This window comes from Gryllotalpicola protaetiae, from assembly GCF_003627055.1.
Lineage (GTDB): Bacteria > Actinomycetota > Actinomycetes > Actinomycetales > Microbacteriaceae > Gryllotalpicola > Gryllotalpicola protaetiae.
The window spans coordinates 1925123-1938498 of the sequence record NZ_CP032624.1 but is presented as its reverse complement, the minus strand read 5'-3'; the positions used below and the strand labels follow the sequence as shown (position 1 = coordinate 1938498).

General features: G+C 67.7%; 10 protein-coding genes and 1 tRNA gene. 6 read left to right on the top strand and 5 right to left on the bottom strand.

Going from position 1 to position 13376, the window contains the following annotated elements; all coding sequences use genetic code 11:
* Positions 1-236: 236 nt before the first annotated feature.
* From D7I44_RS09495 to serS, 4 genes are all read right to left on the bottom strand, one after another.
* A tRNA-Ser gene (locus D7I44_RS09495) sits at positions 237-321 on the bottom strand.
* A 13-nt stretch (positions 322-334) separates the two neighbouring features.
* Positions 335-1636, bottom strand: coding sequence for an LCP family protein (locus D7I44_RS09490; protein ID WP_120789280.1), 1302 nt, complete (start codon positions 1634-1636; stop codon positions 335-337).
* Between the two features lie 83 nt (positions 1637-1719).
* On the bottom strand, positions 1720-2526 hold the full coding sequence (locus D7I44_RS09485; RefSeq protein ID WP_120789279.1) for an HAD family hydrolase: 807 nt from the start codon (positions 2524-2526) through the stop codon (positions 1720-1722).
* Entirely contained in the window at positions 2526-3806 is a 1281-nt protein-coding gene (gene serS / locus D7I44_RS09480; protein ID WP_120789278.1) for a serine--tRNA ligase, read from the bottom strand. The genes D7I44_RS09485 and serS overlap by 1 nt, the downstream gene beginning before the upstream one ends.
* A gap of 35 nt (positions 3807-3841) precedes the next feature.
* Between serS and D7I44_RS09475 the strand changes: the two genes are divergently transcribed.
* Complete coding sequence (locus tag D7I44_RS09475; protein WP_120789277.1) at positions 3842-4855, top strand: diacylglycerol/lipid kinase family protein; 1014 nt, start codon at positions 3842-3844, stop codon at positions 4853-4855.
* 5 nt (positions 4856-4860) lie between these two features.
* Positions 4861-5712, top strand: coding sequence for an SGNH/GDSL hydrolase family protein (locus D7I44_RS09470; protein WP_120789276.1), 852 nt, complete (start codon positions 4861-4863; stop codon positions 5710-5712).
* Here the strand turns inward: D7I44_RS09470 and pheA are convergent.
* Positions 5634-6593, bottom strand: a complete 960-nt coding sequence (gene pheA / locus D7I44_RS09465) for a prephenate dehydratase (RefSeq protein ID WP_425459309.1) — start codon at positions 6591-6593, stop codon at positions 5634-5636. The two genes, D7I44_RS09470 and pheA, sit on opposite strands and share 79 nt — an antisense overlap.
* A 117-nt stretch (positions 6594-6710) precedes the next feature.
* Between pheA and D7I44_RS09460 the strand changes: the two genes are divergently transcribed.
* The 4 genes from D7I44_RS09460 to D7I44_RS09445 are packed head-to-tail and all read left to right on the top strand — an operon-like array spanning position 6711 to position 13307.
* The gene (locus tag D7I44_RS09460) at positions 6711-8168 is read left to right on the top strand and encodes a DUF3375 domain-containing protein (RefSeq protein ID WP_120789274.1); all 1458 of its coding nucleotides are present in this window, start codon (positions 6711-6713) and stop codon (positions 8166-8168) included.
* Positions 8168-8854: a DUF4194 domain-containing protein gene (locus tag D7I44_RS09455; RefSeq protein ID WP_120789273.1), complete on the top strand. Its 687-nt coding sequence runs from the start codon at positions 8168-8170 to the stop codon at positions 8852-8854. Before D7I44_RS09460 ends, D7I44_RS09455 begins: the two co-directional genes overlap by 1 nt.
* Positions 8851-12156, top strand: coding sequence for an ATP-binding protein (locus D7I44_RS09450; RefSeq protein ID WP_162940175.1), 3306 nt, complete (start codon positions 8851-8853; stop codon positions 12154-12156). The genes D7I44_RS09455 and D7I44_RS09450 overlap by 4 nt, the downstream gene beginning before the upstream one ends.
* Positions 12153-13307: a Wadjet anti-phage system protein JetD domain-containing protein gene (locus D7I44_RS09445; RefSeq protein ID WP_120789271.1), complete on the top strand. Its 1155-nt coding sequence runs from the start codon at positions 12153-12155 to the stop codon at positions 13305-13307. The genes D7I44_RS09450 and D7I44_RS09445 overlap by 4 nt, the downstream gene beginning before the upstream one ends.
* Positions 13308-13376 lie beyond the last annotated feature (69 nt).

The window sequence follows — 13376 nt, the reverse complement described above, 5'->3', positions numbered from 1 at the left end:
CCGCGAAATCGGCGCCCGTGGTCATTATGACCCAAGCGTCTAGGTAGCGAATATCAGCGGTGTAACGGATGCTTCCCCTGATCTGGGGCCAGAACACATCGTCACTCGCGTAAACCGGGAAGCCCCGCGCGAGCGCAGCTCGCTCGGCAGGCACCCCAAAAGGCGCTGCCCCTCGCGAGCGCAGCTCGCTCGGCATCCGCCGCGGCGAGGGCCCACCGGGCCCTCGCTCCCAGCGGCGGATGCGGAGGGATTTGAACCCCCGGACGATTGCTCGTCAGCGGTTTTCAAGACCGCCGCATTAGGCCGCTCTGCCACGCATCCGCGTCGAGTCTACCTACCCGCTGAAGGGCTTCGAGCAGGTGTAGTCGCTCGCCGACTGGCCGTGCACCTGGTCGGGAAGGGCCACCGCGCCGCCGGAGCCCGCGGGGGCCGAGGCGCCGTCGCTCGGTGCCGTCGTCGGCGTCGAGCCCGCTGTGGCGGGTGGTGTCGCGCCGGCATCCGTCGTCGCATGTGTCGGGTCCTGCACAGAGCCGATGCCGGTGTTGCCGGTGACCTGCACCGCCTCGTCGTTCTGCAGTGCGGTGAGCAGCGCGCGCTCGCCTGCGGGGTCCGGCGCCACGGCGCCGCCGCCCGGCACGTAGTTCGTCGGGAACTGCACGAAGACGATGTTCGACAGGTCGGCGCCCTTCAGCGCGACCGCCATCGAGGCCAACGTCTGCACGTTCGACAGCGACGTCGACAGCTGCATGTTCGACGCAGCGGCCTTCGCCAGCGAATACACCTTGAGCGGGTTGCCGAGGGTGTCGGCCGACTTGATCGTGCGCACGAGAGACGAGAGGAACACCTGCTGGTTGCTGATGCGGCCGAGGTCCGACCCGTCGCCGACACCGTGCCGGGTGCGCAGGAACGCGAGCGCCTGCTGGCCCTGGATGGTGCTCGTGCCTGCGGGAAGGTTGAGGCCGGTGTACGGGTCCTTGATGGGGCCAGAGAGACACACGGGCACGCCGCCGACCGCATTCGACATGTCGACGACGCCGTCGAACTGGATGACCGCGGCGTAGGGGATCGACAGGCCGGTGAGCTTCTCGACCGTGAGCACGGTGCAGGCGAGGCCGCCATATGACAGCGACACGTTGATCTTCTGCGAGCTCATCGCGGAGTAGCTGCCGCTGCCGTCCTCCTTCGGGCACGACGGGATCGGCACGAGCATGTCGCGCGGGAAGCTGACGACGGTGATGTGCTGATGATCGGCGGAGACGTGCATCACCATCGTGACGTCGTTGAGGTTCTCGCCGCGCTTGCCGTACGCCGCGTTGCCGTCGCCGGAGTCGGAGCCCGCCAGCAGCACGTTGAACGAGCCCTGCAGCGCCGCGATGCCCTGCTGCTTCGTGACCTCTTTATGCGTGGTCGGGTTGACGAGCACGACGGCGGGCTTGGTCGACGTCACCACATCGCCGACCGCGATTCCTGCGAGCGAGAACGCGCTCACCGAGGCGACGACGGCGATTCCCGCGAGGATCTTGCCCAGTGCGACGAACGGATGCCTGCGCGTGAGTCGCCCGTGGCGGGCGATCGAGGTCGGGCGGCCAGGACGGCCGCGCCGGGGGCGCAGCTGTGCGTTCGTGGGCTCGGTCATCACGTCCTTTTGCTGCGGGGGTCGGGGGCACAGACTCACCCACCCTGCCAGACGCGCCCTGGCAATGCACTCAGAGAGCGCGCTCAGAGCGCCGCGAGAACCCTCGCCAGGCCGTCCTCGTCGACGGTCGCGGTGACCTCGCTCGCGACCGCCTTCAACTCATCGGGCGCCTGCCCCATGGCGACCGCGCGGCCGCCGCCCGCGACGGCCCACTCGAACATCTCGAGGTCATTGCGCCCGTCGCCCGCGACGAGGACGTCTGACCCGGGAATCCGCAATTCATCTCGTACCCGCGCCATCGCGGTGCCCTTGTTGACGCCCATGGGCGCGATGTCGAGCCAGGCCGTCCAGCCGATCGAGTAGGACACCTGGTTGAGCCCCATGGCGCGCACGAGCTCGAGGAACTCGTTGTTGTCGAGCTCGGGCGCGGTCACGACGACGCGGCTCGCGGGGAAGTGCGAGAGCTGGTCGAAGTCGACCTGCTCAGCGCCCGTGAGCTCCCAGTCGTTCATGCCCTCGGTGTACCGGCGGAAGCCCGTCGCATCCTCGACCATGTAGCTGCCGCGCGGCAGATGGCCGCGAATGGTGCGCAGCACCTCGCTCGGGTCGAAGGTCTCGACCCATTCGCGGCGATAGCCGCTCGGCTCTGCCGCATCGCGCTGCATGATGAGCGCGCCGTTGGAGCACACGACGAACTCGGGCGTGAGGCCGAGCTTCGCGAGGATCGGCTGCGCGGTCTCCCAGCTGCGGCCGGTCGCGAGCGTGACCTCGTGGCCGAGGCGCTGCACCCGGTCGACCTGCTCGTGCACCGCCGGCGAGATCGTCTCGTCGAGGCGGATCAGGGTGCCGTCGACGTCGAGGCCGATCAACAGGCGGCGCGGGGATGCCACTATCGGGCCGCGACCGGAGTGATGAGCTCGAGGCCGCCGAGGTAGGGCCGCAGCGCCTCCGGCACGCGTACAGAGCCGTCGGCCAGCTGGTGCGTCTCGAGGAGTGCGACGATCCAGCGGGTGGTCGCGAGCGTGCCGTTGAGGGTCGCGACCGCGGCGGTCTTCGCGCCGACCTCGTCGCCGGGCCGGTAGCGGATGCCGAGCCGGCGCGCCTGGAACGTCGTGCAGTTCGAGGTCGACGTGAGCTCGCGGTAGGTGCCCTGCGTGGGCACCCACGCCTCGACGTCGTACTTGCGGGCGGCGCTCGAGCCGAGATCGCCCGCGGCGGTGTCGATGACGCGGTAGCTCAGCCCGAGCGCCGCCATCATCTCCTCCTGCCAGCCGAGCAGGCGGGCGTGCTCGGCCTCCGCGTCCTCCGGCTTGGCGTAGACGAACATCTCGAGCTTGTTGAACTGGTGCACGCGGATGATGCCGCGGGTGTCCTTGCCTGCGGACCCCGCCTCGCGCCGGTAGCAGGTCGACCAGCCGGCGTAGCGCAGCGGCCCTGCCTCGAGGTCGAGGATCTCATCGGAGTGGTACCCGGCGAGCGCAACCTCGCTCGTGCCCGTGAGGTACAGGTCGTCCGCCTCGAGGCGGTAGATCTCATCGGCGTGCGCGCCCAGGAATCCGGTGCCCTGCATGATCTCGGGCTTCACGAGCGTCGGCGTGATGAGCGGCACGAAGTCGTTCGCGAGTGCCTTGTCAAGAGCGAGGTTCATGATCGCGAGCTCGAGACGCGCGCCGATGCCGCGCAGGAAGTCGAAGCGCGAACCCGAGACCTTCGCGCCGCGCACCATGTCGATGGCACCGAGCAGCTCGCCGAGCTCGAGGTGGTCGCGCGGCTCGAAGTCGAAGGTCGGGATCTCGCCGACCGTCTTGACGACGACGTAGTCGTCCTCCCCGCCCGACGGGACCCCAGCGACGATGACGTTGCCGAGGCGGCGAACGGATGCCTCGAAGTCCGCCTCGGCGTCGGTGACCGCGGCCTGCGCCGCCTTGACGCGCGCGGCCAGCTGCTGGGCCTGCGCGACGAGCGCCTGCTTCTCTTCCTTCGGAGCCTTCGCGACCAGCTTGCCGTGCGCGTTCTGCTCGGCGCGCAGCGACTCGAACTCGGTGATCGCCGCCCGACGCTGTTGGTCGGCGGCGAGCGCCGCGTCGACCGTGTCGGGGGACTCGCCCCTGGCCGCCTGCGAGGCTCTGACGACGTCGGGATTCTCGCGCAGCAGAACAGGGTCGATCACGCCGTTAAGTCTAGAGGTCAGGGTAATTTGGTCGAATGAGCGACCCAGCGCCCGAGATCGAGCGCGCCAGCGCGCTCACGAACACGGTCGCCGCGGTCGTGAACCCGGTCAAGGGCGACCCGATGCGGGTACGGCAGGCGATCTCGCGGCACGCCTATTCGACGGGTGCGGGCAAACCGCTCTGGTTCGAGACGACGATCGAGGACGAGGGGGCGGATGCCGCGCGGCGCGCCGTCGCAGCAGGTGCGCGCCTCGTGATCGCCTCGGGCGGCGACGGCACCGTGCGCGCGGTCGCCGGCGCGCTGCGCCACACCGGTGTCGCGCTCGGAATCGTGCCGAGCGGCACCGGCAACCTGCTCGCACGCAACCTCGGACTGCCGATCGGGAACGCGGACGCCGCCGTCGAGGTGGCGTTCAGCGGCCAGGACCGCGTCGTCGACGTCGGGCTGGCCGAGTTCACGTCGCCCGACGGCGTCGCGACCGAGAATCCGTTCACGGTCGTCGCGGGCGTCGGCGTCGACGCCGCCATGATCGCGAACACCAACCCCTTCCTCAAAGAGCGGTTCGGCTGGATCGCGTACATCGACGGCATCCTGCGTTCGGTCATCACCTCGAAGCCCGTGCGGTCGAAGATCGTCATCAAGAACGCCGACGGCTCGCAGGCGACCCACACCTTCGACACCCACTCGGTGCTCGTCGGCAACGTCGGCGGGCTGCCGGGCGGCGCCGAGCTGATCCCCGACGCGCAGATCGACGACGGGGTGCTCGACGTCGCGATCATGCACCCGCGCACGATCTTCGGCTGGCTGTACATCGGCCGCACGATCCTGTGGGAGAACCTCGTGCTGCGGCACACGAAGCTCGGGCGGAAGCTGCTGCGCATCCAGTCGCGGCTGTCGCCGAACGTGCTCGAGTACGCGCGGGGACCGGTGATCACCGTGAAGCTCGACTCGCCCGTCGCCGCGGAACTCGACGGCGACGAGTTCGGCGTCGCGCAGAAGGCGGTGTTCCGGAACGACCCGGGGTCGCTGATCGTGCGCGTACCGTAGAGCCCATGCGCCGAAGCTCGAAGGCCCTGCTCGCCGTCGGCGTCACCGCTGCGGCCGTCGGGGGCGGATACGCCTGGTACCGCTGGCTGATGAAACGGCAGGCCACGTGGCAGCGGATTCTGGCCGACAACATCCCGGTGCACAGCGCCTACTGGCGCGCGCGGCGCGAACTGCCGGGCGACGTCCTCTACATCGCGATCGGCGATTCGGCAGCGCAGGGCATCGGCGCCTCGCGGCCCGCGCGCAGCTACGTCGGCGTGATCGCGAAGCGACTCGAGAAGCTGTCAGGGCGAAGCATCCGTGTCATCAATCTCGGCATCTCGGGCGCGACGCTGTCCACCGCGCTCGAGAAGGAGCTGCCCCGGTTCGCCAGGCTCAGACCCGAGCTCGTCGCGGACGCGATCGTGACCGTCTGCATCGGGGCGAACGACATCGCCGGGTGGGACGCTGCGCGGTTCTCGTCGCAGATCGACGAGGTGCTCTCGCGCCTTCCGGCCCACGCGATCGTCGCCGACCTGCCGAGTTTCTACTTCCTGCCGGGTGAGCGCACAGCGGTGCAGGCCAATCGGATGCTTCGGGCGGCCGCCGCCCGCCACGGCCTGCGCGTCGTCGACCTGCACGAGACGATGAAGCAGGAGGGCATGCTGGGCGTCGCCACGCAGTTCGCGGGCGACCTGTTCCACCCGAACGACCGAGGCTACGACGTGTGGGCGAACGCCTTCGAGGCTGCGGTGGAGGACCGGCTCGAGCAGGTGCTTCGGGCTCAGAGCCCTGCCGATCAGGAATCCGTCTCTGGCTCTTCTGACAGCAGCCCGCGGAGCCAGTCGCGCGCCTCGACGAACACCTCGTCTGCGTAGCGCTGATCGAAGTCGGCCGGCTGGCGGTCGGCGCGCGGGTAGGAGCCGAGGAAGATCACGCGCGGTGTGAAGCGGTAGAGACCGAGCAGGGCATCGGCGATGCGCTCCTCGGTGATGTGGCCCTCGAGGTCGATGATGAAGCGGTGCCTGCCGAGGGCGTCGCCGATGGGCCGCGACTCGAGCAGGCTCATGTTGACGCCGCGGGTCGAGAACTGCTCGAGCAGCTCGACGAGCGAGCCGGGGGCATCGGCAGGCAGCTCGGCGATGAGGCTGGTCTTGTCGGCGCCGGTCGGCTCGGGGATCGCCTTCGTTCGGCTCACCAGGGCGAACCGGGTGACCGAGTTGTCGTTGTCGATGATGCCCTCTGCGAGGACGTCGAGGGCGTGGTGATCGACGATCGTGGGCGGGGCGATGGCGGCGTCGGCAACCGAGCTGTTGTTGCCTTCGGCGTCCGTCTCCAGCAGCTGGGTCGCCGCCTGCACGTTGCTGCCCGCGGGCAGGTGCGCGTGGTCGGGGAGGTTCCTGTCGAGCCAGCCGCGGCACTGCGCGTAGGCGACAGGGTGGGCGGCGATCGTCTTGACGTCGGCCAGTGTCGTGCCAGGGCGTGCGACCAGGACGAAGCCGACCGGGACGAGGTACTCGCCGGTGATGCGCAGGTCGGGGATGGTCGCGAGCGCGTCCTGCGTGGCGGAGACCCCGCCGTCGATCGAGTTCTCGATCGCGATGACCGCCGCCTTCGAGCGGCCCGTGACGACGTCGTCGAGAGCCTCGCCCACGTTGTTGACCGCGCGCCACGGCTTGCCGTGGGCTTCCTCGACCTGCTTCAGCGCGAGCTCGGTGAAGGTGCCGGCCGGGCCGAGGTAGCTGTAGGTCTCGCTCACAGCACTCAGGGTAGTGGCGGGGTGTCACGACCCCCGCACTCAGGGACCTCGCTCGATGTCGGTGGGGTGCTCTAGCTTCGATGCGAAGACCCCGAATGGGCGGGAAGGGAGCGGACGATGACTGCGCTGAGCGACGCACTGCGGTATCAGCGTCTGGTCGAGTCCGATGCGGCGATGCGGATGCTCAGGTCCGACGGCGTGGCGATCGTCGCTGCTCTTCTTCTGACGCATCTCGGTGCGGAGAACCGACGAGTGGCCGCCGACGATCTGTACGAGGCGATCGACGCCGACCTGATCGAGCTTCGCGAGCACTTCGATCTGCCGCGAGCGAAGAACGCCAAGGCATACTGCGCCGATTGGCGCGAGGCCGGTCTGCTGACTCGGCGAGCCGCGGTCGAATCGCGCGGTGAGACCTTGGAACTGTCGCCGGCCGCGCTTGCTGCCATCCGTATCGTCGATCGCCTTGAAGCGCCGACGACCTCTCTGACCGAGTCGCGACTCGCGAGTCTCGCAGCGCAACTGCATGAACTCGCCCTCGAATCCGATCCAGACGCCACGCGCCGCCTCGGGGCGCTTGTCGCCGAGCGCGAGCGGCTCGACGCGGAGATCGCGCGCCTTGAATCTGGGGGCGAGGTACACACGATCGAGCCTTCACGAGCGCTCGAGCGCGTTGCAGACATTCTGGAACAGGCCGCCGACCTTCCCACAGATTTTGCGCGCGTCCGGGCGCGCTTCGAGGAGCTCAACGGCGAGGTGCGGGCGGGCATCCTCGATGGCGACGACTCGAACACAACCGTGATCGACGACATCTTCCGAGGCGTCAATCTGATCGAGAGCTCCGACGAGGGGCGCACCTTCGTGGCGTTCACTTCGCTGCTGCTGGACCCTGAGCGCAGCGCCACGCTTGAGTCGGACATCCGCTCAGTCTTGGATCGCGAATTCGCGGGCGGCCTCAGCCCGGCAGAGCGCCGCGTGCTCCGCAGCTTCCTGCGCACGCTACGAGACCGGAGCACCGAAATCCACGGCGCACTGACCGTGTTCGCACGGAGCCTGCGCCGGTATGTGCAGCAGCAGGACTACCAGCGCGAACGGGTGCTGCGGCGAAGCGTTCAGCGCGCCTTGGCGGCCGCGGTGCAAGCTTCCGCCCACACCAAACCGTATCGGCAGACCGCGATCGACCTGGACCTCACCGCCCTTCCTCTGAGCACAGCAGGGGAGCTTTCTCTTCACGACCCGGCCGACTTCGCTGCGCCCGCGACGCTCGACACGTCGGAAGCGCCCGTTGTCGACCTGGAGGCCTTGCGTTTGCTCGCCCGCGAGACCGAGATCGACTTCGACGAGCTGGAGCGGAACGTGAATGCAGCAGTGGCGGATGGACCGGCGACGATTGGTGAACTACTCGCGCGATGGCCGGCCACCCAGGGCGTGGCGAGCGTAGTCGGTCTCGTCGTGCTTGCCGTCAGACATGGCGACGTCGACCCGAGCTCACTCGAGCGCGTCGAATGGACCGGCATCGACGCGATCGACCGCGCCGCGCAGATTCCCGTGCATCGATTCACAGAGAGGATCAGCTGATGTCAGACGACACGACGAATGTCGACGCGGACGTGCTCGACGGCGCAGACGGCGATACCGCTCGCACCTCGCTCTGGCCCGGCGACTCCGGGGTGCTTGCCGACGGCTCGCGGCGAGCACTCTTGCTCCTCCTGAAGGGGCCGTACCTCTCGGGCGTCGAACGGCCCAGGTCGTGGGCGGCGCTGCTTGCCGACGAGCGCGCCATTCGCTCGCGCCTGCACGAGCTGTTCCTGGATCTGATCATCGATCGCGACGACGAGTTCGCATTCGTCCGGAAGGCGTCAACGGCGGAGTTCGAGGCACCCGCAACGGTGCGCACCGTCTCGCTCACCTTCCTCGACACCGTTATGTTGCTCGTGCTCCGGCAGGCGATGCTCGCAGCCCACGGCGAGCGGCGCGTCATCGTCGGCAAAGACGAGATCTTCGATCAGCTTCGGGTCTACGACACCGCCGTCGACCCCGTGGGGTTCGAGAAGCGGCTCAACTCGTCGTGGTCGAACATGCTCAACAAGCTGCGCGTCGTCCATACCTCGGGATCCGGCGACGAACGCGTTGAGATCTCGCCGGTGCTCAAGCTGCTCGTCGACGACGACCGCGTCAGAGCGCTCGAAGCCGAATACCGAAACATCGCTCAGAGCGACGAGCCTGACGCCATCGAGCTTGACCTGGAATGGAGCGAGCGATGACCGCGCAGCACAACTGGAATGAGGAGTCCGCCGTCGGTCAGTGGCGCCTTGCAGAGGTCCAGCTCGCGAACTGGGGCACTTTCGACGGTCTGCATCGAATGCCGATGGCCCGCAAGGGACAACTGATCACCGGCCCGTCCGGGTCCGGGAAGTCATCTCTGCTCGACGGGATCGCGGCCGTCCTCACGCCCGACAAGTGGCTGCGATTCAACCTCGCCGCCCAGGGTGCCGGCTCGCGCGCGGACCAACGCAGCCTCGTGAGTTACGTGCGCGGCGCTTGGACCCGCACGACCGACGAGTTCGAAGACCGCGTCATCAGCACCTACTTGCGACCGCGGCCCACCTGGAGCGGCATCCTTCTACGCTACAGCGATGGCGCCGGCAATGCGGTCAGCGCATGTCGCCTGTTCTTTGCCCGCGGCACGGGGACGACGCGGGCGGACCTCAGCGATGCGTGCGTGATCACGCGGAGTGCCGTCGATCTCTCGGCCTTCGGCGAGTTCGTGGGCAACGGCATCGACGTCCGCAGGCTGCAGTCAGCCTGGCCTGATGCCGTTGTCACGAGCAACGGCAAGCACACCGCCTTCTACGCGCGACTCCGCTCGCTGCTCAAGTTCGGATCGGACGCGGCACTGCATCTGCTGCACAAGACGCAATCGGCGAAGAACCTCGACAGCCTCGATCAACTGTTCCGGGACTTCATGCTCGACGAACCGAAGACGTTCGCTCTCGCGAAGAACGCGGTCGAACAGTTCGACGAGTTGCGCCGCGCGCACGACCACGTGGTCGAACTGCGCAAACAGGCCGAGCACCTCACCGGTCTTGCCGCCGCGGCGGAGCGCTTCGAACGCGCCGACCGACGCGCCACCGACGCCGCGCGTCTTGCCGCGATGCTGGGCGCCTGGCAATCGCGTGAAGCACTGCGCCTCGCGCGACTGGACCACGCGGTTGCAGAAGAAGCCGTCGCACGCCTGGCAGGCCAGGCCCTGGCGGCCGCTGCCGAGAGCGAAGCGGCGGCTTCGATCCTGCGGGCCGCCCAGCAACGCGAAAGCGGTCTTGGTGCCGGCGACGTCATCCAGCTGCGTGCTCGGATCGACGAAGCCGAGTCGTCCGCTTCGGGCGTGGACCGCCGGTGGCGGCAGCTCGCCGAGCAGCTCGCCGAGGTCGGAGTGGAAGGCGCTCCGCAGGCCGCGGACGAATACGAGCAGCTACGCCTGGCCGCCCGTCATGAGATCGACGAGTCGCCGACGACGGGCCACGACGATGACCTTCACCCTGCGTACTTCCAGAGCAAGCGGAACCTTGCGGAGTTGGACGCGCAGATCGACCATCTCCGCCGCGGAGGGAGCAACGTACCGCTCGGGCTGCAGCAGCTGCGAGGGCGCATCGCAGCTGCTATCGGCATTCCCGAGAAGGCGCTGCCCTTCGCCGCCGAACTGATGGACGTGCAGGCGGAGTTCGCCGGATGGGCGGGGGCGATCGAGCGCGTCGTGCGTCCGCTCGCTCTGACGATGCTGGTGCGCGACGACGACTTGGCTGCGGTGCTCAGCCACACCGAGAAGACTCACCTCAACGGCAGGCTCGTGTTCGAAGCCGTGCCTGGTCGTGCTCCCTCGCCGTCCCCGGCGGCCAGTTCGCGCTCACTCGTCAATCGTCTGACGGTCGCCGAATCCGACTTCGGCGCGTGGGTCTCGCATCGCCTTTCCGAGTCATTCGACTACGCCTGTGTCGAATCCGCCGACGAGCTCGCCCGAGAGCGTCGGGCCGTAACGATCAACGGGCAAGTCAAGAGCGGTGACCGCCGCTACGAGAAGGACGACCGGAGCCGAGTCGATGATCGGTCCGAATGGGTCCTCGGTGACAACGACGCCAAGCTCGAGGGGTTGCTCGCGCGCCGTCAGGCCGTAGCCGCCGAATTCGATGAGTGGACGCGCCGCATGGACGCGTTCGAGAAGCAGCGCACGGCGACGCAGCGACGCCAGGCCGTGCTCGGCGCCCTGCTGCGCCAGGACTGGGCAGACTTCGACAGGGCAGCCGCCACGCGCACGGTTGCGGCACTGAACGCCGAGCTCGACGAGCTGACTCGCGACAACTCAGAGTTGAAGGCAGCGACGGAACAGGTGCGCGATGCCGAACGCGAGTTCAAGCGGCTGGCCGATCACGCAGCCGACGTCGAGCAGCGGCGTCGCAGCGCCGCGACAACGCTCGCCGTGCTCGGCACCGAGATCGAGAGGCTCCAGGCCGAGGTCGCGGACTCGCAGGCGCCGAGTGACGGCGACAGCACCGAACTCGCGGAGCGCTACCGCCGCGTTCAGCGCAGCCTCACCCGCGAAAGCATCGCAACCGTCGGGCAAAAAGTACTGACCGAGCTGTTCGGGCAGGAGCGCGCGGCGAAGTCCGACGCCGGCTTGGCACGGAGCGAATTCGTCGAGGGTGCGACGCAGTTCAAGACACGTTGGCCTGCGGCATCCGCGGATCTCTCAGCAGATGTCGACGACCGACGCGGTTATCTTGCCGTGCTCGAGAACATTCGCGCCCACCGCCTCCCCGAGCATGTCGAGGATTTCAAGCGGCTGCTGCGAGACAAGTCGCGCGAACTCATCGGACATCTGCGCTCCGAAATTCTCGACGCCCCTGCTGCCGTCGTCGAACGCGTCGAGCCCGTCAACGCTTCGCTTCTGCGCTCACCGTTCGACGTCGGTCGCTTCCTTCAGATCGAGCCCAAAGTGCGCCGCGGACCGATGGTTCGGCAATTCATGGATGATCTGAAGACGATCGTCGACGGCTCATGGGGTGACGAATCACTCGAGGCTGCAGAGGAACGATTCGGGACCCTGGCCGAACTCATGACTCGATTCGGATCGAGCGAAGGCGCCGACCGCGTCTGGCGCGAGCAATGCCTTGATACGCGTCGGCACATGACGTTCCTCGCACACGAGGTCGACGAGAACGGCTTCCGGCACGCGAGTTACGACTCAGGTGCCGCGATGTCCGGCGGCCAGCAGCAAAAGCTCGTCGTCTTCTGCCTCGCGGCCGCGCTGCGCTACCAACTCGCCGACGCTGACGATGCGCACCCCGCCTATGGGACGGTCGTGCTCGACGAGGCATTCGACAAGGCCGATGCCCAATACACCCGCATGGCGCTGGATGTCTTCGTCGAGTTCGGCTTCCATCTCGTGCTCGCGACGCCGAACAAGCTCTTGCAGACGATCGAGCCGTATGTCGGTGCCGTCACTGCGGTCTCGAACCCGACGCGTCAGGCATCTCACGCCTCAACCGCCGTGTTCGAGGAACTCGAGTGATCACTGTCGCCGAAGCCCGTGTGAGAGCGACGGCCCGGCTGCGCACCGCGGCGCGCTCCTGGGCTGCGGGTCTTCCGCAGCCGGCGTCCGAGGTCGCGCTCACGTTCGGCCTCAAGCCCCCCTCAGAGAAGTCTGTGCTCTCCGACCCGGCTGCGGCAGAGGCGTGGGCTCGCGAATGGAGTGCCCTCGACTCCTCCGACGACGTCGTCGTGCGCTGGGCCTTGCGTAGTTGGGCACGCGTCGGCGCTCAACGGGTGCCGGAGTCGCTTACCGTCACCGGCGCAGATGCAATTGCACGATTCTCCGGCGGCAAGGGAGAACGGGATTGGTTCCGGCTGCAACGCCGTGCCGAGATAGTGTTCGAGCGTTTCGGCCACGACGAAGCTGTCGCCGTGGGCGTGCGGGCACAGGGCGGACCGCTTCTCGAGCTCGATGACCACACCTTTGAGACTGCTCTCGACGTCATCGAGTGGCTTCGGGACAACCCCGTGTCCGGATATCGGCCACGGCAGCTCCCCATCCGTGGCATCGACACCAAATGGCTGGGATCGCATCGGGGTTTCGTGATGGCGTTCTTCCGTGCGCTGACCGGAGCCGAGTCGCTCGGGCTCACGGAGGCCGACCGGCTGGTTCGGGTGCGTGTTCTCGATCCCGCTCTGGTCAGGTCTGGCCCGCTCGACTTCGCTGCGCCTCCGAACGAACTCGCAACTCTCGCCCTGAGACCGGCAAACGTGCTGGTTTTCGAGAATCTCGAGTCGGTGCTCGCAATGCCCGCACGGTCGGGCACCGTCGTCATCCATGGAGCCGGATATGCCGTTGATGCCTTGCGCGCGGTTCCGTGGGTGCAAAACAGTCGAGTCATCTACTGGGGCGATCTCGACTCGAACGGTTTCGCAATCCTTCACCGCCTCCGCGCCGGGCACCACAACGTGACGAGCACTCTGATGGATGAAAAGACGCTCATTGCTCATCGCGACCTCTGGGTGCCGGAACCGACTCCCGCGCGCGGGGAGATGCCGACGCTGACGACGGGCGAGCGCCAGGCACTTGATCGCTTGCGATCCGAGGGCAATGTACGGCTGGAGCAAGAGCGCATTCCCTGGGCCGCGGCGCTGGCCGCTCTTGACGAGGCATGCGCCGGTGATGCGTAGTTGCGGGTGTCTTTCCGCACACAGGCGAACAATCCGAAGTTACGTACACATATTTGAATATTCCGCGTC

Bases quoted from the DNA above. Each gene is read 5' to 3' on its own strand.
- D7I44_RS09450 (WP_162940175.1), top strand. From the start codon at position 8,851: ATGACCGCGCAGCACAACTGGAATGAGGAGTCCGCCGTCGGTCAGTGG.
- D7I44_RS09460 (WP_120789274.1), top strand. From the start codon at position 6,711: ATGACTGCGCTGAGCGACGCACTGCGGTATCAGCGTCTGGTCGAGTCC.
- D7I44_RS09490 (WP_120789280.1), bottom strand. From the start codon at position 1,636: ATGACCGAGCCCACGAACGCACAGCTGCGCCCCCGGCGCGGCCGTCCT.
- D7I44_RS09475 (WP_120789277.1), top strand. From the start codon at position 3,842: ATGAGCGACCCAGCGCCCGAGATCGAGCGCGCCAGCGCGCTCACGAAC.
- D7I44_RS09455 (WP_120789273.1), top strand. From the start codon at position 8,168: ATGTCAGACGACACGACGAATGTCGACGCGGACGTGCTCGACGGCGCA.
- D7I44_RS09470 (WP_120789276.1), top strand. From the start codon at position 4,861: ATGCGCCGAAGCTCGAAGGCCCTGCTCGCCGTCGGCGTCACCGCTGCG.